Raw genomic sequence first — 22210 nt, 5'->3', positions numbered from 1 at the left:
CTATAATGAAACTTTCAGGAAATACAGTACTCATTACCGGCGGAAGTGCTGGCATTGGATTAGCGTTTGCAGAGCGCTTCTTAAAAGCTGGGAATACAGTCATTGTTACTGGTCGACGTGCAGATGTACTTCAACATGCAAAAGAAACACACCCAGACCTCATTACGTATGTGAATGATCTGAATATGGAGTCCGAGCGTGTGGCATTGTTTGATTGGGTAACCGTGAACTATCCGGAAGTAAATGCATTGGTCAATAATGCCGGAATTCAACAGCGTTTTAATGTGCTCAAGTCAGATGTGAAGAACGATTGGAGTTATTTCAATAAAGAAATTACAACGAATATTGAGGCACCTTTGCATCTATCCATGCTGTTCGCTCCTTATCTTGCAGCCAAAGAAGAGGCCACGATCATTAATGTCACTTCTGGTTTAGCTTTTACGCCGTTTGCGATTGCACCGATATACTCAGCTACCAAAGCGGCACTTCACTCCTTTACAATCAGCCTTAGACACCAGCTTTCGGATACGTCTGTAGAGGTCATTGAAGTTGCTCCTCCGGCAGTAAGTACAGACCTGGGTGGAGCAGGGCTGCATACGCATGGAGAACCATTGGATGCCTTCGCAGACGGAATTTTCAAGGGATTAGAAGAGGGGCACAAGGAAATTGGATACGGTACCTCTGTTGCTCGCTTACGCATGTCTCGGGATGAAATCGACAAGTATGCAGAACAGATGTATAACACAACGAAAAATCTAATTGAATAAATCGCCTGCGAACCACATGCGACTAAATTAATATCGATATCGCTGTATATGGACAAAGAGGCCATTCCAACTATGGAATGGCCTCTTTGAATAAGTTCTTATATAAAACTCATGTATCCCTTTTCTTATGCCAATGGGAACATGACATCAATCTGATATTAACTTTGAATACATATGGAGATCGTTAAAAGTCCCTTCTACACGTTCATATTCTCTCAGTGTTCCTTCAAATGTGAAACGGAGCTTTTCTAAGAGCTTTATAGAACTCACATTTTCGGGATCAACCTTGGCTTCGACTCGGTTCAGTTTTAAAGATGAGAATGCGTGATCCACCAAAGAAGAGACCGCCTCTGAAGCATATCCTCTTCCCCAAGATGATTTAGCAAGATCATATCCAATTTCAGCTTTTAAGTTGTCAAAATCCAAAGAATTATAACCGCATGAACCTATAATTTCGTTGGACTCTTTTTTAATTATGGTGAAACGAATAGCCTTACGATCCCGAGAAAGATCATCCAGAAGGTTGATCATTTCTTTCGCTTGCTCTACGTCAGTAAAACAACGAACATTCATAAATTTAGTAACATCCGGATCAGACCAAACCGTAAACAAGCTCGAAGAATCCGATACCTTCATTTTTCTCAAATGTAAACGTTCTGTGTGTAACTCTGTAATCAATACTTTTTCCTCCCATTAGATTTAATAGTTAGGTTTAAAATATTGATATCTGCGCATAGTTCAGTCCCTTCATTTCCAGGCTAGTTACATTATACATAAGCCATGAACCAAATCAAAGTCCACTGAAATGATCTCAAGTTAGCGTAAGAACGATCTTTTCCCCGGAACGGGTAATTTTGTAGATCCCTTCCTGCATGTCAATGCCATAGTGCTTTTTCAGCAACCACTTTGCGTTACGATCCGTCTCCACGACGACCAGATAATCGTAACCGCTCAGAAGATTGTCCATATTATCCTCATAGAACAGTACGATTCCGTCCACATGCGGAGCATACAAGAAATACTTCCCGACATACTGCATGTAATAATTCGTGACCTGTTGGTCCCTGTCCGAGGCGTAGAATAAATATCTGTTGTTATCCTCCTGACCCCCTTTATACCAGCGATCACCAGTTACTGCATGGATCTTGTAAGGGAGTGTCGTGTCGTAGGTTTTGGCAATCGAGACGATCCCATTGTATTCCGATAAAAGGATGGTCGCCGCAATCGCGATACAGCCGATAATTCCTTTTTGATAATGACCCTTGGTCTCGACCGTCTTGAAGGCTTGATAATCAGGCACTTCACCAATCCGATAGTGGAAAGAACGCTCCAGGTCAATCGCAGCGCACAGCACCAGTCCACCCGCGAACAGTACCACGATACTCGACGCATAACGTTCAAAACCTGCCAGCCTGATGGCCTCATCCAGCGGCATGGAGAAGAGATACAACGCCAGAATCCCTGCATAATACAGCAACAATACGACATCCAGCGCAATCAGTACTTTCCACAAATTCCATTTCTTCTTAAGCACCACATAGGCAAATACCGAAGCTGCAATTGCTACAATCTGGAAAACAATAATACCGATGACCGGCCGTGTCGTAATATCCGTACTCGATTTTATGAACAGCCACAGAATCTCATGCATCTGCTCTGCCGTTTTGCCGGATTGAATCCCGGAAGCAGCAACATCGAACTTGTTATCTACCCCTTGGAATACCGTCGCCATTCGCCAGCTCCAGCCGAAGTAAGGAATCAGCACCCCGCAGATCGTTCCCACCACAGTGAGTACATTTTTCCAACCGGACTTTTGTCCGTGAGTCAGCCATGTGTACACCAGGAAGATCAGGCCGACGGCCGCAAAAATAATACCGGTGCTTTTGATGATTGTCAGCAAACCCGCAAGCGGAAGAACGACAATACACGCTCGCTTGATATTATGACGATACTGGTAGACCACTGCCAGAATGGCCAGCGCATAGATGGGGAGCAAGAAATCGACGAGCAGGTTAGTGATCCGAATCGTAAGGTTGAAGAAGGACAGTGTAGATAACCCGAGTCCGAGAAACGCGTACAACAGAAAACGTTTCTTCTCGGAAACGATGCCGAACATGGCGTAAAAACAGGAAAAGATCAGCAGACCTTGTGCCAGAAGCATCACGGACTGGGAATGTCCCATAAAGCGACAGACATAATAAATAAATGACGAGGTCCCTAGCGGATAATTTTTAAAATCAATCAGGTTCGAATCCGGTGTCGGAAAAGCATCGGTGCTGAGCATCTGCTTCAAGACAATCGCCCAATGGGAAAAATTATCGTAGTGCGTCAATTGGTTCTGGAAGAGTACCAGTAAGAAAATAAAAGTCCCTGCCAAAAATGAAAATTGGAATAAAGAAAAAGAAATGCGAAAGGATGCCCCTCGGCGCATTCCGAGAAACACCATTCTTCCATACAATAGTAATCCGACGATAAGCAGGACAAGGCTGCCAATGAAGAGCTGCCCTGCCAAACCGCTAAGAAAAACAAGACATGCTATTGAGGAAAACACAAATACAGGGATGAACTCCCAACGTATGGATAGTGCCTTTCGAACAAACTGCATGTAACCAATAAAGGAGAATATCAATAAAACTCCCATCACAAGTTGAAACACAAACAGCATTTTTATCTCTCCTAACCCTCTCTGGTGAAGCTCTCGGCATGTGGATGGGTCAAATCACTCAGCAATTGATCAATCAAGCCACGCTCCACGATATCATCAATATTCTCCACCGAGAGAAGCACTTCGCGACGATTGGCTGTTGTTTTCCCGGTATGCTGCAAAATGACTTCAATATTACTCTTCGTGTAAAAAGAAACGATCGCCCCTGCCGCAATATCACCATGGAGACCCGTGGCGGAAAAGAAACGATAATTGAAGCTGCGCAGTGTACAGCCCGCGTGATTGGTGAAATGGACTGGAAGCTGCAAGGAAAGCCGCGGCATTTTCCGCTGATCTGATCTCGGCTGAACAATACGTTTTTTCACATTACGCAGCATATCGTCGTAAGCGGTATCCCACAGATTCATCTGCTCTGGCAATGAGTGTTTACGGTCATAGATGATTTGCATATATTGGCGGTTATCCGTCTCGTCGATTGGCTGAACCGTTGCAGAATAGCGCCAGCCCTCTCCATCCTGCTTCACATAAACAATGACCGCATTGAGATTCGCCTCATATCGCTCGGATTTTACGACCAAAGAGATCGTCTTCTTTTCAGGTAAATAGATGGGATACGGGACATAGAAGGCAATACCTTGTTCGGATACATCTACCGTCTTGGCCTGATAACGCAGATTCGTGTCCTGATCATGGATCGTGACATCCTCTTGTGCCCGAATCCGCTCAGTCTCCCGATACGCACGACGGCCGATCATGAAGAACAGTGCATAACACAGTGCAATCATATTATGAATGAGCCAGAAAATAATGATACTGCTGAAGAACAGCGCAATGCCGTACTTGCCGTTAACATACCGAATTACAGCCGCAATCGATAGCAGGAGCAGGAAGATATGCGGAAGTGCATATAACAGAGCAGACATCCATTTCCGACCGCTCGCTCTGCTTTTGTTCGTAACCTTGAATTTTTTCTCGCGAATACCCAGGGTTTCGAGGAGAACCGGCCAGATCAGATAAGGCATAAATATGGTATCTATGACCTGACTCCAGCGCTGATTCCGAATGTTGCTGGACAGATAACGCATCGATACGCTGTAGAAGAAATAGGACGGAAGCCAGAATATTAGGATCTGCCAGAAGGTTGTGTTTACAATCTTGAAATCGAATAAGGCAAACAAAATTGGCGCCAAAATGAAAATCAACCGGTTAAAGAAAGACCACCAGTATAAGAAACTGCTTAAATAGGTCACCCTCGTCCAGAAAGGAAGCTTCTCGGACAGAGGAGCACGCGTATTCTGAAGGCTCTGAATAATGCCCCTTGCCCAGCGAATTCGCTGCTTAATCATGCTCGGAACTGTTGTTGTTGTCTGTCCGGCAGCTTGAACCTCTTGAGTCGCATAGGTAATATAGCCTTCCTGCTGTAAACGGATGCTTGTCTCAAAGTCCTCGGTGATCGTATTCAGCGGAAAACCGCCGATGTCTTCCATACCTTGCCGGGAAATAATCGTGTTGCTTCCTGTATAGGCTACCGCATTGGAGGCATTACGCAGGATGTTAACTTCTCTGGAGAAGAAATCCTGTTCATTCGGAATTCCTTGCTCTGCATAGAGGTTGAACTGGAATAGATCCGGATTGTAGAAGCTCTGAGGGGTCTGTACCAGCCCCAGCTTGAACTTTTTATCCATTTCATCCTCACAGCGAAGCCGCCATTGCCCGTTCTCTTCTATAAATGTGGAGAGCAGGAAATACGGGACGGTTTTCATTAGAAAGGTGTGTTGCGGAATCATATCTGCATCAAAGGTTGCAATGAGTGGGGAAGAGGTTTTGCTCAGGGCATTATTCAGGTTACCTGATTTGGCATCCTTGTTGCCGGGGAGCCCCAGATACCCAACGCCAAACTGCTTTGCAAGCTCCTCCACTTCAGGTCTTCCGCCATCGTCACATATATAGATATGGACCTTTTGCTTGTCCGGATAATCCATGAACGTACAGGCATTTACCGTTTTATACAACAGATCGACCGGCTCGTTATGCGTGGCAATGAACACATCCACATCCGGATAATACTCCGGAGGAACGATGGGAAAGTCGAGCTGCGTACGTTCCTTTTGCATCTTTTGGAAGAACAATTCAAAGGTGGTTAGTACGGTTACCGTCTCAGCCACAATGAGCAGAATGCCGAAGATAACGTTCAGTACACCTTCTCCCCATGGCAATGTAAAGAACATCCGCCATAACAAATAAATCGACATCAGGATCATGGTGATGACAAAGAAAATATGTTGCCTTTTTTCGTTTTGCACTACAGCTGCTTCCTCCTTGCTGCAAATACCCATCTTCGCTGCAATTGAAAACTGAGCAGGAACAGCAAGGCATCACAGACAAATTTCGCAATTTTCTCATCCACGAAGAAAATCGTATGGAACAAATATACCCCTGTACTGGAAAGCACAATCACGACTCCGCACAACGTCAAATAGCGCCATAGACTGCCCTGACTATCTTCTTTGCGGAATACAAAATGCCTGTTCAGTACATAGTTGACGACAATGGAAATAACTCTCGCAATCACGGTTGCGAGCAAAATTCTTAGATAATCCTGCTGACCCAAAATGGGCCGCAAAAAGTCGATCAAAAACCATGCAATTCCCAAATCGACAACAGAACTCACAACTGACGAGGAAATAAAACGCAGGAAGTTGGAGAACAAGACACCCATTACCCGAGCACTGTCTTGAATCGCTTTGAAGTGGGTTCCGGCATTTCCATTTTCATAAATGACTTGAATCGGCACCGTATGAATCGGGATGCCGGATTGAATACACGAGATGAGCATCTGCAGCTCGTATTCGAACCGGGTGCCACGAACATCTTGCATAAAGGCAAGCAGCCCGGGGCCAAAGGCACGAAGCCCGGTCTGGGTATCTGATAGTTTTTTCCCGTAAAGCATAGCAAAAATAAAGGACGTCATCCGATTGCCCAGCAAAGACTTCGGCGGTATTCCTCCCTCGCTGAAGTTCCTTACTCCGAGAAACAACGCATCAGGATCGCGCCTGGCTTCTTTGGCGAGCCTATATACATCCTCTGCAGCGTGCTGTCCATCTGAATCAGCAGTGACAATGAAGGAAGAGGACGCATCGAACTGCTGTCCGATATATTGAAATCCCGTCTTGAGTGCGGCGCCCTTTCCCCGATTTTCCGTATGCCGCAGCAGGACACACCCGCTCTCACGGAGCTCATCGAAAATCGACTGATATGCCTCGCCAGATCCGTCGTCCACAATAACAATATGGGTCAAACCATATTTTCGCAATTGCCGTACATAGGACAGAAGTCTCTCATCTGGCTCAAGCGATGGAATGAGGATAATCGTTTCGCCGTCCTTATGTTTATCCATAATCATCCTATTAAGCCTCAATTCGACATATTTTCACAAATTCCTTTTGAATATTGTGAGTATAACACCGAAATGGTAGACAGTAAACGAGCAACTTGTATATATTTTGGTAAAAAAGTTGTATTCGCATTTGTGCTAATTATAGGTGAATAATACTAGAAATAGGACTGAGGTATACACAAAGAAAAAACTCGCCATAGTTATGACGAGTGAGTGTTCAAGAAGCTTATAGGATTGTTAATCTATTCTAATGGCCTCGATATAAAGCTCGATGCTTACTTCATTTCCGACGACAATTCCACCCGCTTCCAGAGGCGAGTTGAAGCTCAAGCCAAATTGATTGCGTTCGATACTGGCTGTTGAATGAAATCCCACACGTTCTCGGCCACGAGGGTCTTTGTTAAGTCCTTCAAAAACGGTATGGAAAATGACGGGTTTTGTTACTCCATGCAGAGTTATATTGCCCATAAGTTCATACTGCCGTTCGCCAGTAGGGGCGCAGCTGATGCTCTGAAATGTAATGGCTGGATACTTGGCCGTATGAAAGAAGTCTTCGCTCCTCAGATGTTCATCTCGTTGCCGCTGGCGAGTTGTGATACTATTTGTGTCGATAGAAGCCTGAATACCCAGGGTTGTTACATCGTTAGGGTCGAAACTTAAGATCGCTTCAAATTGCTCAAAGACTCCTTTGATTTGATTAATCATTAAATGCGTCACCGAAAACTCAACGGAGCTGTGATCCGGATCTACTTCCCATTTAACATTGCTCATGAAAATTCCACCTCAATAATAGATTTTGAAGAAAAGGTTTCCCTATCTCCAATGCACTGCGCTCTTCGCATGCTCCTAATATACAAAAACGCTACTGACAACGTAATGTCAGTAGCGTTTTGGGTTTCGCTAGACGTAGAATTAGCCCCTTCCATCCCAGCGATGGCAAGGGGTTTTTGCTGTTTCTCGGCAAAGCTTGGAGCAATCGGAAGGCGTCGCGGGGAATCCCCCTCCGCTACTTGGGGTTCGAGTATCTTTTCAGTAGACCTCTGCCAATGAGGAATGCTAAGGAGGGTAAGCAGAAGCATGGGCAGCAAAAACATATCGAGAGGCTACCGCTATTCTCCGCCACGGATACGAACGGCTCGGTGACGTTCACGCGTACTGCTCCGTATGGGGCCGGCTATAAATAGTTTTATAGGTAGATATTGATTAATCAATTACTTTGATGCAAAAATAAATAACCTCGGACGGTTATTTATTTTCATTGAACTCAAATAGCTCGGGAAGATCCAAAAAGTACGAAATGTTGCACATCATGCCCATGGCGATAAAAATCGTTGCGTTTCTTTCTGCATCGGGCATGCCTGCTGCTTTAAACTCTTGCAGGACATAAGTTCTGATGCGGGATAACCCCTCTTTGGTTGCCACCTGAATTGCTTCTTCGGTGATGCCAATACCGATCACCAGCAAAGCAATCTCATTGGGATATTGGGCCGACAATTCTTCATAAGCTTTGAGCATGTCGTTGTCCAACTGATCCGGACTCGACTCGACATTTTTAAACGTTTGGAGTATCCGGTCGAACGCCCGATTCAAAACGGTGATGAACAGTTCCTCCTTCGTCGGAAAGAAACGAAACACATAAGGCTGAGAGATCCCGGCCTTCTCTGCGATATGGGCAGTCGTGGTGTTATAGTATCCCCGTTGGGCAAATAACTCCAAACCTGCCTCAAGGATTTCCTGCTTGCGATCCTGTCCTTTTGACCTAATCATAGCAAACCTCTTTCGTTAGTAATTGATCAATCACATTATATCCGTCATTTATCCCCGACGCAAGGGGAAGCCCTATACCCAGAATCGGTACGATGTCTTCTCCCTTGAAATCTGGAATCTGGAAAAGCTGCGTCTAATAGTCTTCAATCAAATCCTCGGGTCGCTGAATTAATGCTCTTTTTTCTTTCCCATTAAAATAGAAATCACTGTAAATACAGTCGCAAGTATGACGATTAAACCACCAACCCAGCCGATCGACGACAAGGTTAACCGCTCTACAACGACTCCGCCCAAGCCTGCACCTAGGGCAACACCAAGGTGGAAGGCGGATGAGTTCAAGCTCAATATAATTTCGGCTGATTTAGGAGCCATAGTTACCAGATAGAACTGTTGTGCAGGAGCAGTTGTCCAAGCTCCAAGCATCCAGAGTGCGAGAATAAACATGGCACCTCCAAAGGTAACTGCAGCCAAAGGGAGGAAGAACAAGGCAATAGCATGAATCAACAGACTGACAATCAGTGTTCGAGCAATCCCCCATTTATCAGCGCCGTAGCCTCCAACACGCGCCCCAACAACAGCCATTAAACCCATGCCAAGCAAGACGAGACTAATTGTATTGCTATTGAGGCCAGCGTTTTCGCGTAGTAACGGCGCAATGTACGTGGAAACAACAGAGTAGCCGGTAATAAAGAATAAGGAAGCTAATATACCGCTGATTACTTTGAAATCTTTGAGAATAGCCAATTGCTTGGATAATGGAATCGTTTCTTGTCCAGACATTTTAGGTATCGCTTTTACAATCGCAATAATAGGAATGATCGTGATAATTCCAAGAATTGCGAAGATCCAGCGCCACCCCATATATTCACCGATTAATGTTCCTAAAGGAAGGCCGACAACGAGCGCAAGACTCGTACCCATCAAGATCGTGCCAATCGCACTTCCTCTTTTCTCTGGAGGAGCTATTTGTGCTGCAATTCCCAGAGCCACTACTGCGAATACCCCAGCGCTCACGCCCAAAATAACACGGGATATCATCAATATCGTAAAGTTAGGACTCAGAACAGCGATGATATTACCGATAATGAACGTAAGAAGTGCTATGAACAGCAGCTTTTTTCGATCTGTTTTTGAAGTGATCGCAATCAGAATTGGCGTTCCTACCGCGTAGGCTATAGAATACATGGACACCAATTGTCCAGCCAAGCCAATAGAGACATTTATATCCGTGGCAACCATGTCCAGAATACCTGTAATAATTGATTCGGCCGTACCGACCACGGTTGCGCCTAATGCAAGCAAATATATAATCCATTTGTAGTTTTTCATGAAAAAATTGGTCCCCTAATCTATTGTTTTATTATTTGAAATAATACACTTTCTTCTTTTGGATCACTTCTAACCTATGGGAATCCATGCCTAAAACATTCGACCGCAAAAATGAATATCACCCCCTTCTTGTATATTTATCGAACGATCGATCAAAAATATTCAAAAAAATATATTGAACGATCGATCAATTTAGAGTAAAAAAAGAGCTGATTATACTTTGATAGCATCCCAGCTCATTTGAATCATTTTATCAATATTTGTTGGACTGAACTCATACGCCCCATTTAGATACTCTTTTCCCATTTCGACAAAAGGTAAACAGGAGTATGTAACCAATAGATTCGTTTCCAAATCCTTAAACAAACCTTCCTCAATTCCCCTTTCAAACAAAGGGTACATCGGCTTAAACACACCGCCATTTTGATCCTTACACTTTTTACGTATAAAGGGTGAGCCAATAAACTGTTCCATTAACAAAAAGCTGTCCTTATTATTCAAGATGTAATTTGAATAATTTCGCAGAATTTTCTCAAACCCCACTTTTACGGGTGTACTCTCTGTTACACCATGAAACATGAGCTGGTGCATTTGATCCTTGAGCAAAAAATACAACTTGATCAGCATATCCTCTTTGCTTTCAAAATAAAAATAAATGATCGAGGAAGAGATCTTCGCCCTTTTAGCAATTTTTGATATGGATATTTCAGAAAGACCATTTTCATTGAGAAGTTCAATCGTAGCCTGATAAATAAGGTCCACTTTGCTTTCGGATTTAGTTTTCATACCCAAAATATAATCGAACGATCGATCAATGTCAATAAACGATTCGACTTTTTCAATCGCATCCTTCACCAGCCTCACAAAGTTAAATCAGATTACATCTCTAACATCTTTCGTATCTGCCGCTATGCTCCTTCATAACGTCCATCATCCGTTCCGTTCGTATCTTAGCGCGGAATAGAAACCGGCGATATTCACAACAGTCATCCACTTGGCATGACAGTGTAATATGAAAGGCAAGACAAAAACCCCTTCTTGTGGAAAGGGTTAAATTATCGTTATAAAAACCAATGGATGTTATTTCAAGTCAGTGCTCAGCAATTTTTGACCCACGATCTCAGTAGGTTTCAGTTCAGGATTACTCCCTGTTCGCTATTTGCTCCTTAGCGAGACGGATCAATTCCCTAACCATGGAACCGCCAATTTTGCCGCCGACATGGCCTGCTGATTCCGTTGTCAATTGACCATTGTTTCCTGGGTGAAGAGGAACACCAAGCTCCTTCGCCACTTCGTATTTTACGTCGTCTGGTTGATTCGGATTTACAGTATATCCTTCGCGCTTCATTACATCTGCTTTGAAAGCTTGCATTCCTTGTTCGACCCCTGGCACTGCATATTTTCTCCTTCTTCTTGCCATCATACAGCACTCCCCATCGATGTTATTCCCTAACATGCCCGGGAGCACAAAATTTTATCCCTATTCCTCTTCGGTGCGAGTTCACGATCACAGAGGAGAGAATCCTGATGGCTATCCGCCGTAAGGAATTAGACAATCTGTCTGGCGCAATCAATCACTGATGTCCGACCTCGGATGGGTGATGTCGGAAGCGTTCACCGAATACGAGCATCACATTCAACAAGAGCTAATCGAGAACGATTAATTAGATAAGGAGTTCTTCCCATCAAATTTCGCCCTATATATGAGTTGAATCATCATCACCTCTTAATCTCCCGATCAAAGAAATCTTGATTATTTTACTAAAGACCAAGAAGCTGTTTATGCTCTCAATTTAGCCAGGTTCTCCCCATGAAATCCCTTCATAATTAACCAGACTGCCAAACTCATCTCGTAAACGCCCACAGGAAGCGCAATCAATCCTTTTACCGCCGAATAAGGTCCGATGATCCCAAACATTTGCAGCAAACCCGCTAAAAATACCATAACCGCTGTAATCATTCCGAAAATCGCTAGCGGTTTAGGCACATAGCCTGTTCGATAAAGCAAATAACTATACAGACTTGTATTAATGCCCAACATGAAATTTGGACCCAGCATAGCCGTCCAGCGATAAACCGACTGCATCAACAGCCCTATGGGTTCAAAATTGGTTTTACTTGCTAAGTTGGTTGTATCAAAATATGAACTAAGTTGTAACAAACCCAATATGGTTACAAGACCCATCGCAATAAAAACAGCTTCCATAAACCGGAAACAAAGATACCCTATTGCAAGATGCTCATTCCAATGTCGAACGTAGGGAAACAGCATGACTGCTTTCGGCATTAAGCCACGAATTTGAACGTTGGTACTCAGAATGGTTCGTATGTTCAGACCCTGGGCGGATTGTTACGGGAAGGAGTGATTTGGAGATCCAATTGTCAACAACACTGGCATTTGTTTTGGCTATGCTCTTGTTTAACCGTATATTTTACCAAACGAAAATCGTTACGGCTGTGAAATGGATTGATATCCAATGAAATTGCCGAAGTTTATAAGAATATATTACATTGTTCCAATAATGTTTTTATAAAGGAGCCTTTGCAGCCGTTTGCCATATTTTTCGCCCCAGTGCCTTCAGATGAAACTCAACCAATTGCTGGACCAACGCTTCCTAGCCCTGCCTAAAGAATAACATTTGATTTTGGGTAGAAAGCAAAGTAATATAGACATATCGCAAATTATCAATATCCTTTTGTTCGATTAATCTGTACTCATTCCAAGCAAAATAGATTTTAATATGATCAGAAAGGGGCGGGCACCGTTGAATCGGGAATCAAATATGATAAATGACGAACAGGCAGTTGAAATTTTCAAGGCTCTGTCAAATCAAATAAGAGTAAATATTCTGCAAATGTTGAAAGAACCTGATAATAACTTTTCCCCGCAGGCCCATGTCATCAAAGAAAAAGGCTTTGATGGCGGGGTTTGTGTTAGTGATATTCAAAGCAAAGTAGTACTATCGCAGTCCACTACCTCCCAGTATTTATCTATCCTATTGCAAAGCGGGCTGGTGGAAATGAAACGAATCGGACAATGGACTTATTATCGACGCAATGAGGAAACCATTAAACAGTTTGAAAAGTATATAGGCTTAAAAATATGATCTTTTAAGGAGGACCAAGGGTGAGTTTTCAAAATCATCGTGCCTATAACAGCATGTACCAGAAAGACAAAATGACACTCGGATTTGTCCTCCCGACTGCCAGGATGTCTAAAAATCCGCTGATGGAGAATCAGTTGGAGCTTGCCCGTAAAATGGAGGAATATGGTTTTGCTTCATTATGGCTCCGTGATATTACGATGCAGAATTTGAATATTGATGATAACGGCCAAATGTACGATTTATGGATTTATTTGACGTATCTTGCTGCCCATACGAAGCACATTGCGTTGGTGACTGGAAGTGTAGTTCTCCCTTTGCGCCACCCCGTCAGGGTAGCGAAGGAAGCTGCATCAATCGATCAATTGTTTCCAGGTCGGTTGATTATGGGAGTGGCATCCGGGGACAGGGAAAAAGACTTTACAGCTTTAGGGATATCTAAGCAAGAGAGCGGTCCGTTATTTAAAGAAAATTTCGAAATTCTCGACCGGCTGTTAAAAGAGGATCAGCCGACAATTCACAGCCACGCCGGGCTGATCGATGGTACAGATATGAGGTTAATCCCAAAGCCTGTATCTTCGATTCCGACCATGGTGACTGGATTTAGCAATCAGTCTATCGATTGGATATCCAGGAATGGGGATGGGTGGCTTCAATACCCAAGAAGCATTACTCAACAGGCGCAGCTTATTCAGGATTATCGTGCTTTAACGGAAGTTCATGCTCCAGGAGATTTCAAACCCTTCTCTCAAAGCTTGTTCATCGATTTATCTGAAAATCCAGATGAAATACCTATCCCCATACCCTTAGGCTATTCCGTGGGAAGAAAACGTTTAGTTGATCTGCTTCATCAATTTCAAGCGATTGGCGTCAATCATTTGGCGTTTGTTCTGTATTTTTCCAGGCGTCCTCCAGAGGAAGTAATCCAGGAACTTGGAGAATTTGTTGTACCTTACTTCCCAACCCATAAAGGTACCGGCCCGTTTTAAAAAATTGAATGGTTTAAAGGAGGAAGAATGATGACAAAGAAAATAGAACTTTCCGTACTAGATCCCTCCCCAATTGTCGAGGGAGGATCAGCCGAACTTTCCCTTCAAAACACGCTTGATCTAGCAAAGAAAACAGAGCAGTGGGGATATAAACGGTTTTGGCTTGCTGAACATCATAATTGGGCAGGAATGGCGAGTTCCGCATCCCCGATCGTAATTGGACGAGTTGCCTCTGTCACGGAAAAAATGCGTATTGGATCAGGCGCAATGCTTCTTTCCCATTATTCTCCTCTTTCCGTGGCTGAGCAATTTGGAACATTAGAAACCTTCTTCCCTGGCCGGATCGACCTTGGATTGGGGCGGGCACCTGGCACCGACCAATATACAGCAAATGTATTGCGGCAGCGGGTTGCTGGTGAACCTGAATTTGATGCCCGGCTTGAGGAGCTTATCGCCTATCTTTATGGTACAGGAACAGCCACTAAGAATGGTTCATTCAGCTTTCACGCCATTCCCGGCGAAAAAACAAATGTGCCCATTTGGCTGTTAGGTTCAGCGTTTTATAGTGCACAATTGGCTGGAATACTTGGGTTGCCGTTCTCTTTCGCTGGGCATTTTGCTCCAGGCAACATGATGGAGGCCATAAAACTGTACCGGGATTCTTTTCGTCCGTCTCAATTTTTGGAGGAGCCTTATGTACTGTTAGCCGTTCAAGTGGTGGCTGCTGATGAGAAACAGGAGGCACAAAGGCTTTCCACTTCGATGTATCAAAAATTTCTTTTGTTAACCCGCGGACAGCCTTCGCCCATTTTGCCTCCTGTTAATAATATGGACGAGCTTTGGAACGATAATGAACGCAGGGCGGTTGAAGAACAGCTGTTCACTTCCATCATCGGGGACCCTGCAGGTGTGAAGCAGCAGCTCCATGAGTTATTAGAAAAGACTGACGCAGATGAAATCATGGCTCATACAGAGATTTTTGATCATAAGGCACGGCTGCGCTCTTATGAAATTTTGGCTCAGGCTGCAATAAATTAACCGGGTGTTTGAAACGACGAACTTACTAAAGAAAGAAGATGAGCATATGCCTGAAAAGGATACCAAACAAATTACGGATATTCCATTCTCGGTCCTGGATCTCTCTCCAATTGCAGATGGAAGTACGCCGGCTGATTCTTTTCGCAATACTTTGGAGCTGGCCCGGCTCGCTGAAAAGCTGGGGTATAACCGATATTGGCTCGCTGAGCATCACAATATGCCATTTATCGCCAGCTCTGCAACTTCCGTAGTCATTTCCCATGTTGCAGCAGGAACATCAAAAATCCGGGTAGGTTCAGGCGGCATTATGCTGCCGAATCATGCGCCTCTTGTTATTGCTGAGCAATTTGGCACTCTCGAATCCTTATATCCAGGACGTATTGATCTTGGCTTGGGACGTGCACCAGGCACCGATCAGCTTACCGCACGTGCATTGAGACGTGACTTGAGAAGTTCAGGAGAAGATTTCCCTGAGCAGCTGGCTGAGCTCCGGAATTACTTTGACCCTTCCCTGGCACAAGGACATCGTCATGTTAAAGCCATTCCGGGTGAAGGATTGAACATACCTGTTTGGCTGTTGGGTTCAAGCGGATACAGTGCCCAGCTGGCAGGAGAGCTTGGACTGCCGTTTGCATTTGCAAGCCATTTCTCGCCGCATAACACACTGCCGGCCATCCAGCTGTACCGCAGTTCGTTTAAGCCATCTAAAGTACTGGACAAGCCGCATGCAATGGTAGGGCTGAACATCATTGCGGCCGACACAGATCAAGAAGCTGAGCGGCTCGCTACAACCTTGCAGCAGCAGTTCTTGAATTTGATGCGCGGGAAGGAAGTGCCCTTGCAGCCGCCAGTGGATAATATTAATGATTTAGCCAGAGACTATGAACTAGCTGCCCTTGAGAATCAGTTAGGAACTTCGATTGTCGGCAGTCCTCAAACCGTAAAAGAAAAGCTGGAAAAGTTTCTGGATGAAAGTCAAGCCGATGAAATCATGGCAATCGCCCAGGTCTACGATCATAAGGCCCGCCTCCATTCCTATGAACTATTGGCAGAAATTACTCAGCTGAAATAGGTCAAAACTGGTATCCAGTTGCTAAATAGCAAAACCCTATAACAAACTTGATGTAAACAAAAGGAGAAAAAAAGATGAATCCGAAATATGAAGCTGCTTTTAAACCATTTACCTTCCGTTCTGGAGTTGAAATAAAGAACCATATTACAATGGCACCCATGACCAATACGGCGGCACATGAAAATGGTGAAGTATCAGACGAAGAAGTTGCGTATTATCAAGAACGTGCCGGTGGTGTAGGAGCGGTAATCACCGCATGCACATACGTCACCAGGAATGGAAAAGGATTCCCGGGTGAATTTGGTGCAGATTCCGATTCCCTAATTCCTAGTTTAAGACGTGTGGCGACAGCTATACAGGAAAAAGGTTCAAAGGCGATTTTACAAATTTTTCACGGTGGCAGAATGTGCCCGCCTGAAGAATTGCTCGATCGTCAACCAATTGCTCCGAGTGCGGTAGCAGCGGACCGGGACGATGCCGTGGTACCTCGGGAAATGACAGCAGACGAAATCGAAGAAATTATTAAAGCATTTGGTGAAGCAACCAGAAGAGCAATCGAAGCTGGCTACGATGGAGTTGAAATCCATGGTGCCAATACGTATTTGCTCCAGCAATTCTTTTCTCCACACTCAAATCGTAGAACTGACAAGTGGGGTGGAACGCTGGAAAAACGTATGTCCTTCCCGCTTGCTGTAGTTGACGCTGTTAAAAAAGCAGTTTCAGACCATGCAACAAAACCTTTTATCATCGGCTATCGGTTGTCACCTGAAGAAAGAGAAAATCCAGGCATCACCATGGAAGATACGCTGCAATTAGTGGACAAGTTAGCGGACCAGGACCTGGATTATCTCCACATTTCTGTCGGCGCCTTTTGGAACGGATCAATCCGTGATGATAACGATCAGACATCCCGAGTTGTTATGATCCATGAGCGTGTCGGCGATCGTGTTCCTGTAATGGGTGTTGGGATGCTGCGGACACCCGATGAAGTGATGAAAGCTTTTGAAACAGGAGTCCCTTTAATCGCTTTAGGAAGGGAATTGATAATGGAACCTCAGTGGATACAAAAAGTACAAGTCGGTGAAGAAGACAAAATCCGTACAACATTATCTAAAAAAGATCAAAAAGAACTAGCTATTTCTGATAAAATGTGGGAGTACTATACTAGCTTCCCTGGATGGCTTCCTATTGTATAAGGAGTTCACTTATCTCATACCATCTCTGCTTCCTTGAATTGTTCAACAAAAAATGGGAATCGTGATGATAATTGTCCTTGCTCAGCAAGTATAAGAATATAACCTACACAAAATAAGAAGGAACATTTTAAAGGGAAACCATCTTAGTGGTTTCCCTTCTTCATAGAAAGGATTGGATCTAAAGTGAACCTGGGATTAATTGATATAACGGCACTCGTGACAGGCGGCAGTAAAGGTATTGGAAAAGCAATTGCAGTCGCGTTTGCCAAGGAAGGCACCAATGTTATAATTTGTGGCCGTGGTGCCCCTATAGATTGATTCATACTCAGCTCATGGTTGCCGAACCGACACCACCGTCTCTCCGGACCTAATAGCCTGCTCAAGCTTGTATTCCGATGTAGTAATACTGAGATGCATCATTAACTCAAATTTTTAAGTGGTGCCTCACAATGGGTATAATAGTAAGGAAAGGATGTGGTTTATCATGGCTACAATGAAGGCGGTAGGACTAACCCGATACCTTCCAATTGAAAATCAAGAAAGCTTGGTAGATGTAGTGGTGGAGAAACCAAGAGCGACGGGCCGTGACATTTTGGTCAAAGTTATGGCCATATCGGTCAATCCCGTTGACACTAAGGTACGTGCGCCTAAAGACAGAGTTGAAGAAGTTCCAAAAATCTTAGGTTGGGATGTTGCAGGAATTGTTGAAGAGGCGGGACCGAACTGCTCGTTGTTCCGTCCGGGGGATGAAGTTTTTTATGCGGGCAGCATTGCACGACAAGGCGGAAACAGCGAATACCATCTGGTTGATGAACGTATTGTAGGGCGCAAGCCAGCTTCCTTGAATTTCGCGGAAGCGGCAGCTCTTCCTTTAACCTCTATCACAGCTTGGGAAGCATTATTTACCCGAATGTCGATTTCTCAAGATCCGGTCGCCAACGAAAAAAAATCCCTGCTGATCATCGGGGCCGCTGGGGGTGTAGGGTCCATTGCCATCCAGCTTGCAAAACAAGCTGGGCTCATTGTAATCGGGACTGCTTCCCGCCCGGAAACCGTCGATTGGGTTAAATCAATGGGCGCCGACTATACCATTAATCACCATGACCCGCTCCTTCCGCAGCTTGAAGCAATCGGGTTTTCAAGCGTTCCGTATATTTTCTGCCTGAACGCTTTGGAAAAACACTGGGCCGGCATAAGTGAAGCCGTTTCTCCCCAAGGAGTCGTTTGCGCAATTGATGATCCTACCTCTCCGCTCAACCTCAAATTGCTTAAGCAAAAAAGCGCCACCTTCGTGTGGGAGTTTATGTTTACGCGCTCGCTTTATGAAACGGATGATATGATCGAGCAACACTTACTGCTCAATCTGATAGCTGATGCTGTGGATCATCAAAAATTGAAGACAACGCTCTCCGAAGTACTTGGACCGATCTCAGCAGAGCATCTTCGCCAAGCCCACAAGCTATTGGAGAGCAATAGGACGATTGGCAAGGTTGTTCTAGAGAATTTTGTTTAAACACCTGTTCTTGGAAAACACACTTTAGAATTCACTTGAAAAAAACAGGGGATGCGTTTATTCGAACCCAGCGAAGAAGGACCTGAGAGCCTTCTTCGTCATTGGGGAAAGAGAGCGGATTGCCAAGTGCGATCCTGCGGAAGTTCGAATCACACAGATGTTGAGCAAAATGATATAGAAGTATTCGCCTCTCCCTATTATTTGCTTTTTTCCTTTAACCAACTTTCAAATTCGGAGGCCACAATGCGTTCCCCCGTGATGCCCTCCGCTTCCGGTGAAGCCAAAAAGACAATAGGCTCCGCCATAACCTCCGGCTGCATCAGCTGGAATCCCGCCTCGATCTCCCTGCGCAGATCATCAGGAATCATCCCCGTGGCCGTTGCTCCGCCCGGAAGCAACATGTTGACCGAAATTCCAGATTCCTTCAGATCCTCCGCCATGATCGCCGACAGCGATTCTGTTGCTGCGCGCGACGGACCGTACGGAACAAAACCCTTTCTTTTCATGGTCTCATGATTCATGGAAATATTGATGATTCGTCCTTTTCCTTGTTCGATCATGAGTGGGGCAAATCCTCGCGCTACCAGAAAATAACCGGTGAGATTGGTTTCGATAAGATCGCGGAAGCCTCCCGGCGTCACCTTGTAAAAGGGCTGCGACTCCGTCAGAAAACGCGGGTTAACCGTTCGCATCCCGATGCCGGCATTGTTGACAAGGACATCAATTTTACCCCATTCCGCTTTCACCCATTTCACCGCATCTTCTACCGATCCCTCTGACCTCACATCCAGTGGAAGCTCAAAAACAGTCGTATATCCCTTTTCTTCAAGTTTTTTTACGGCTTCAGTTAATTTTGACCCTGGACGGGATGCCACTGCTACTTTTGCCCCTTCATCAAGAAGGGCTTCTGCCATGGCATAACCTAAGCCGTCGGAGGCACCGGTAATGACAACATGTACATTTTCTAATGCTTTTACCATTCTTCACCTCATTCAATTTGTTAGAGTGCTCTCCACTTGATTATAAACCATTATGTGAGGAGATCGGCTAAACACATGGGGCTGTCCCTCAGGGTACAATACCCTGTGGAACAGCCCCTCTTCTTCATGCCATCATTTAAGGCTTCAAGACGAATTTAATGCATTCGTCCGCATGGTTGTAAAAGGTGTTATACGCGTTATGCGCCTGATCGAGCGGCACTTTATGCGTGACGATCTCCGTCGGATCGAACTCGCCTGCCATGATTTTTTGATACAGCATCGGCATGTAATGGATCACGGGCGCCTGTCCCATGGTCAGCTTCACGTTTCGTTCCCAAATGTTTCCGAACATGAACTGGTTATATTTAGAACCGTATACCCCCGTAATCTGAATCGTGCCGAATTTCCGCACCGCATTCATCGCGATGTTGATCGCGCTGAGCGTTCCGCCAACCAGCTTGGCCTTCTGCTCTTCCTCCTCCAATGGCGTCTTCTTGCCGTCCATTCCGACGCAATCGATGACGACATCCGCACCCCCGCGTGTTATTTCTTTTATATGCAGCCCCATGTCTTGGAAATCTTCAAAGTTGAAGATTTCGACGTTATTCATTTTTTTGGCATGGTTCAGCCGGTACGGGATATTGTCGATCGCGATGACCCGTTTGGCCCCTTTCATCCAGGCGAATTTTTGCGCCATCAAACCGACGGGGCCGCAGCCGAGCACCACCACCGTATCCCCCTGCTTTACGCCGCCGTTGTCCACGCTCCAATAGGCTGTCGGCAGCACGTCGGACAGGAACAGAAGCTTTTCATCCTCCAATTCGCATGACTCCGGAATAACGAACGGCATGAAATTGCCGTACGGCACGTAAAGCAATTCGGCTTGTCCGCCCGGATAATTCCCGTAACGTTCGGTAAACCCAAAATAACCTCCCGTATCCACTTGGGGATTGGGGTTGGAGTTGTCGCATTGGCTCTCCATATCATGCTGGCAGTAATGACAGCTGCCGCACGAGACATTGAACGGGAGCACGACCCGGTCCCCTTTTTTGACCCTTGTCACCTCAGGGCCCACATCTTCGACGATGCCCATCGGTTCATGTCCGACCACGTATCCGGTTTGGGCTTGAATCGCCCCCTGGTATATATGGAGATCGGAACCGCATATGGCGGTCGAGGTGATCCTGACGATAATCCCGTCTTTTCTCTGAATCGTCGGATCAGCGACCTGCTTCACTTGCATGTCCTTCATGCCATTGAAAGTTACAGCCTTCATAATCACCCTCCTGTTAAGACATGCTTTGAATTTGCATGCATGCTTCTATTATGGAATTGGAGAGTGAGGTTCATACATTCAACGAAATTCTCAACATACCAGAGCTACAAGTGAACCAGATTCTGTTTGTGAAGAATTTCATATCGAAGCCGTTCCGGTCGCTTATCGGCAAAATCGCAAAGGAACAAATGGGATGCGAACCGTACGCCATCTCCCTGCCCTTTGAAAGGAAATCCTATGCCGGAGATGAGCGAACAAGTCCAAACAAAAGCTTGGGCACTGATTTTAAGGTTGAGCCGCTTTTAGAGTCTTATTTTTACGCAATAGGAGTACCATTAGGTATTTCAGTATCCGGCTTTAATAGAATAACATCTCCTTTTTCCGGGACTCCTCCCAAAACTAATACTTCCGATTTGAATCCCGCAATGCGCCGAGGAGGAAAATTGACGATTCCTATAATTTGTTTTCCTACAATTTCATCAACCTTGTAACGCTTAGTTATTTGTGCACTTGAGGATTTCATCCCGATCTCCGGTCCAAAATCAATCTTAAGCTTTATCGCAGGGACTTTTGCTTCTTCAAAAAACTCCGCTTCCTTAATCGTTCCAACACGGATATCTAGTGCTGCAAAATCATCGATCGTTGCCAATGTTTTACCTCCTCCACTAAAGTCTTTAACCGCTCACGAAAATATCTCTCACGCTTTCCGGACAGAACATAATGAGTTCCGCTCGGTGTTGCATTTTACTGCGCTGGGCGAAACGGCTTCAGGAGTCGAATCCCTTCCTCAATGGATCCCTCCATCAATTCTAAGAGCTGGGGTACCAGTTCCTGCATCCGGGGGGCGTTCAGGTGCCGATCGAGAGCATCCTGGTTTTCCCAGCGTTCGTAGATGATGAATGTGCCAGGCTGGCCTTCTACCTCGTGAGCCTCGTAGTCAATGTTGCCCAGGTCGTTGCGCGACGGGGTGACAGCAGCCGTCATGAATGCCTTCATCTCGGCTTCTCTCCCTGCCTTAGCTCTCGCCTCCCAGAGTACAGTAACGTAACGGTTCTTTGTATCGTTCATGCTAATTCCTCCTAATTTATAAATACTTCGTATTTTTTTACTTTACCGT

General features: G+C 45.0%; 21 protein-coding genes and 1 pseudogene. 8 read left to right on the top strand and 14 right to left on the bottom strand.

Annotated features, from left to right (window positions below; all coding sequences use genetic code 11):
* Positions 1 to 5 precede the first annotated feature (5 nt).
* Complete coding sequence (locus P364_RS0107860; RefSeq protein ID WP_024629592.1) at positions 6 to 767, top strand: SDR family oxidoreductase; 762 nt, start codon at positions 6 to 8, stop codon at positions 765 to 767.
* 147 nt (positions 768 to 914) lie between these two features.
* On the opposite strand, the gene P364_RS0107855 is transcribed toward P364_RS0107860, so the two are convergent.
* The 10 genes from P364_RS0107855 to P364_RS0107805 form a co-directional block, all read right to left on the bottom strand.
* The gene (locus tag P364_RS0107855; RefSeq protein ID WP_024629591.1) at positions 915 to 1445 is read right to left on the bottom strand and encodes a GNAT family N-acetyltransferase; all 531 of its coding nucleotides are present in this window, start codon (positions 1443 to 1445) and stop codon (positions 915 to 917) included.
* Between the two features lie 133 nt (positions 1446 to 1578).
* Positions 1579 to 3432: a hypothetical protein gene (locus P364_RS0107850; protein ID WP_024629590.1), complete on the bottom strand. Its 1854-nt coding sequence runs from the start codon at positions 3430 to 3432 to the stop codon at positions 1579 to 1581.
* Positions 3433 to 3443: 11 nt separating this feature from the next.
* Positions 3444 to 5735, bottom strand: coding sequence for a glycosyltransferase family 2 protein (locus tag P364_RS0107845; protein WP_024629589.1), 2292 nt, complete (start codon positions 5733 to 5735; stop codon positions 3444 to 3446).
* Positions 5735 to 6829: a bifunctional glycosyltransferase family 2/GtrA family protein gene (locus P364_RS0107840; protein ID WP_029880822.1), complete on the bottom strand. Its 1095-nt coding sequence runs from the start codon at positions 6827 to 6829 to the stop codon at positions 5735 to 5737. Before P364_RS0107840 ends, P364_RS0107845 begins: the two co-directional genes overlap by 1 nt.
* Positions 6830 to 7066: 237 nt before the next feature.
* Positions 7067 to 7600 (bottom strand): YceI family protein, encoded by a 534-nt coding sequence (locus P364_RS0107835; protein ID WP_024629587.1) that lies wholly within the window; start codon positions 7598 to 7600, stop codon positions 7067 to 7069.
* A 474-nt stretch (positions 7601 to 8074) separates the two neighbouring features.
* On the bottom strand, positions 8075 to 8596 hold the full coding sequence (locus tag P364_RS0107825; protein WP_024629585.1) for a TetR/AcrR family transcriptional regulator: 522 nt from the start codon (positions 8594 to 8596) through the stop codon (positions 8075 to 8077).
* Between the two features lie 168 nt (positions 8597 to 8764).
* Complete coding sequence (locus P364_RS0107820) at positions 8765 to 9925, bottom strand: MFS transporter (RefSeq protein ID WP_024629584.1); 1161 nt, start codon at positions 9923 to 9925, stop codon at positions 8765 to 8767.
* 213 nt (positions 9926 to 10138) lie between these two features.
* Positions 10139 to 10780 (bottom strand): TetR/AcrR family transcriptional regulator, encoded by a 642-nt coding sequence (locus P364_RS0107815; protein WP_236642187.1) that lies wholly within the window; start codon positions 10778 to 10780, stop codon positions 10139 to 10141.
* A gap of 286 nt (positions 10781 to 11066) precedes the next feature.
* A complete protein-coding gene (locus P364_RS0107810) occupies positions 11067 to 11348 on the bottom strand; it encodes an alpha/beta-type small acid-soluble spore protein (protein ID WP_029880821.1) in 282 nt (93 codons plus the stop codon).
* 357 nt (positions 11349 to 11705) lie between these two features.
* Positions 11706 to 12212: a DUF4386 domain-containing protein gene (locus tag P364_RS0107805; protein WP_024629581.1), complete on the bottom strand. Its 507-nt coding sequence runs from the start codon at positions 12210 to 12212 to the stop codon at positions 11706 to 11708.
* A 496-nt stretch (positions 12213 to 12708) separates the two neighbouring features.
* Between P364_RS0107805 and P364_RS0107795 the strand changes: the two genes are divergently transcribed.
* The 7 genes and pseudogenes from P364_RS0107795 to P364_RS0107765 all read left to right on the top strand — a co-directional run bounded on the left by P364_RS0107795 (position 12709) and on the right by P364_RS0107765 (position 18837).
* Complete coding sequence (locus P364_RS0107795) at positions 12709 to 13032, top strand: ArsR/SmtB family transcription factor (protein ID WP_029880819.1); 324 nt, start codon at positions 12709 to 12711, stop codon at positions 13030 to 13032.
* Between the two features lie 20 nt (positions 13033 to 13052).
* Positions 13053 to 14018, top strand: a complete 966-nt coding sequence (locus P364_RS0107790) for a TIGR03571 family LLM class oxidoreductase (protein WP_024629579.1) — start codon at positions 13053 to 13055, stop codon at positions 14016 to 14018.
* Between the two features lie 30 nt (positions 14019 to 14048).
* On the top strand, positions 14049 to 15056 hold the full coding sequence (locus tag P364_RS0107785) for an LLM class flavin-dependent oxidoreductase (protein WP_029880818.1): 1008 nt from the start codon (positions 14049 to 14051) through the stop codon (positions 15054 to 15056).
* A 46-nt stretch (positions 15057 to 15102) separates the two neighbouring features.
* Positions 15103 to 16128, top strand: coding sequence for an LLM class flavin-dependent oxidoreductase (locus tag P364_RS0107780; RefSeq protein ID WP_024629577.1), 1026 nt, complete (start codon positions 15103 to 15105; stop codon positions 16126 to 16128).
* 74 nt (positions 16129 to 16202) lie between these two features.
* Positions 16203 to 17324 (top strand): NADH-dependent flavin oxidoreductase, encoded by a 1122-nt coding sequence (locus P364_RS0107775; protein ID WP_024629576.1) that lies wholly within the window; start codon positions 16203 to 16205, stop codon positions 17322 to 17324.
* A gap of 183 nt (positions 17325 to 17507) precedes the next feature.
* Positions 17508 to 17624: pseudogene (locus P364_RS36780) on the top strand (SDR family NAD(P)-dependent oxidoreductase); the annotation flags it as partial.
* A gap of 184 nt (positions 17625 to 17808) precedes the next feature.
* Positions 17809 to 18837 carry a zinc-binding alcohol dehydrogenase family protein gene (locus P364_RS0107765; protein ID WP_024629575.1) on the top strand — a complete coding sequence of 343 codons (1029 nt, stop codon included), beginning with the start codon at positions 17809 to 17811 and terminating at the stop codon, positions 18835 to 18837.
* Between the two features lie 197 nt (positions 18838 to 19034).
* Here the strand turns inward: P364_RS0107765 and P364_RS0107760 are convergent, their stop codons facing one another.
* The 4 genes from P364_RS0107760 to P364_RS0107745 all read right to left on the bottom strand — a co-directional run bounded on the left by P364_RS0107760 (position 19035) and on the right by P364_RS0107745 (position 22161).
* Positions 19035 to 19817 carry an SDR family NAD(P)-dependent oxidoreductase gene (locus P364_RS0107760; RefSeq protein WP_024629574.1) on the bottom strand — a complete coding sequence of 261 codons (783 nt, stop codon included), beginning with the start codon at positions 19815 to 19817 and terminating at the stop codon, positions 19035 to 19037.
* A gap of 136 nt (positions 19818 to 19953) precedes the next feature.
* Entirely contained in the window at positions 19954 to 21093 is a 1140-nt protein-coding gene (locus P364_RS0107755) for a zinc-dependent alcohol dehydrogenase (protein WP_024629573.1), read from the bottom strand.
* 316 nt (positions 21094 to 21409) lie between these two features.
* Positions 21410 to 21742: a chaperone CsaA gene (csaA, locus tag P364_RS0107750; RefSeq protein WP_024629572.1), complete on the bottom strand. Its 333-nt coding sequence runs from the start codon at positions 21740 to 21742 to the stop codon at positions 21410 to 21412.
* 95 nt (positions 21743 to 21837) lie between these two features.
* The gene (locus P364_RS0107745; protein WP_024629571.1) at positions 21838 to 22161 is read right to left on the bottom strand and encodes a putative quinol monooxygenase; all 324 of its coding nucleotides are present in this window, start codon (positions 22159 to 22161) and stop codon (positions 21838 to 21840) included.
* Positions 22162 to 22210: the final 49 nt, after the last annotated feature.

This window comes from Paenibacillus sp. MAEPY2, assembly GCF_000499205.1.
Classification (GTDB): Bacteria; Bacillota; Bacilli; order Paenibacillales; family Paenibacillaceae; genus Paenibacillus; species Paenibacillus vandeheii.
Note: the sequence above shows the minus strand (reverse complement) of the source record. Positions and strands in the feature narration are given on the sequence as shown.

What these genes read in the sequence shown, in the direction of transcription:
- P364_RS0107780 (WP_024629577.1), top strand. Translation starts at nt 15,103, where the DNA reads ATGCCTGAAAAGGATACCAAACAAATTACGGATATTCCATTCTCGGTC.
- P364_RS0107760 (WP_024629574.1), bottom strand. Translation starts at nt 19,817, where the DNA reads ATGGTAAAAGCATTAGAAAATGTACATGTTGTCATTACCGGTGCCTCC.
- P364_RS0107850 (WP_024629590.1), bottom strand. Translation starts at nt 3,432, where the DNA reads ATGCTGTTTGTGTTTCAACTTGTGATGGGAGTTTTATTGATATTCTCC.
- P364_RS0107785 (WP_029880818.1), top strand. Translation starts at nt 14,049, where the DNA reads ATGACAAAGAAAATAGAACTTTCCGTACTAGATCCCTCCCCAATTGTC.
- P364_RS0107765 (WP_024629575.1), top strand. Translation starts at nt 17,809, where the DNA reads ATGGCTACAATGAAGGCGGTAGGACTAACCCGATACCTTCCAATTGAA.
- P364_RS0107825 (WP_024629585.1), bottom strand. Translation starts at nt 8,596, where the DNA reads ATGATTAGGTCAAAAGGACAGGATCGCAAGCAGGAAATCCTTGAGGCA.
- P364_RS0107795 (WP_029880819.1), top strand. Translation starts at nt 12,709, where the DNA reads ATGATAAATGACGAACAGGCAGTTGAAATTTTCAAGGCTCTGTCAAAT.
- P364_RS0107840 (WP_029880822.1), bottom strand. Translation starts at nt 6,829, where the DNA reads ATGGATAAACATAAGGACGGCGAAACGATTATCCTCATTCCATCGCTT.
- P364_RS0107755 (WP_024629573.1), bottom strand. Translation starts at nt 21,093, where the DNA reads ATGAAGGCTGTAACTTTCAATGGCATGAAGGACATGCAAGTGAAGCAG.
- P364_RS0107810 (WP_029880821.1), bottom strand. Translation starts at nt 11,348, where the DNA reads ATGATGGCAAGAAGAAGGAGAAAATATGCAGTGCCAGGGGTCGAACAA.
- P364_RS0107835 (WP_024629587.1), bottom strand. Translation starts at nt 7,600, where the DNA reads ATGAGCAATGTTAAATGGGAAGTAGATCCGGATCACAGCTCCGTTGAG.
- P364_RS0107820 (WP_024629584.1), bottom strand. Translation starts at nt 9,925, where the DNA reads ATGAAAAACTACAAATGGATTATATATTTGCTTGCATTAGGCGCAACC.
- P364_RS0107745 (WP_024629571.1), bottom strand. Translation starts at nt 22,161, where the DNA reads ATGAACGATACAAAGAACCGTTACGTTACTGTACTCTGGGAGGCGAGA.
- P364_RS0107775 (WP_024629576.1), top strand. Translation starts at nt 16,203, where the DNA reads ATGAATCCGAAATATGAAGCTGCTTTTAAACCATTTACCTTCCGTTCT.
- P364_RS0107860 (WP_024629592.1), top strand. Translation starts at nt 6, where the DNA reads ATGAAACTTTCAGGAAATACAGTACTCATTACCGGCGGAAGTGCTGGC.
- P364_RS0107805 (WP_024629581.1), bottom strand. Translation starts at nt 12,212, where the DNA reads ATGCCGAAAGCAGTCATGCTGTTTCCCTACGTTCGACATTGGAATGAG.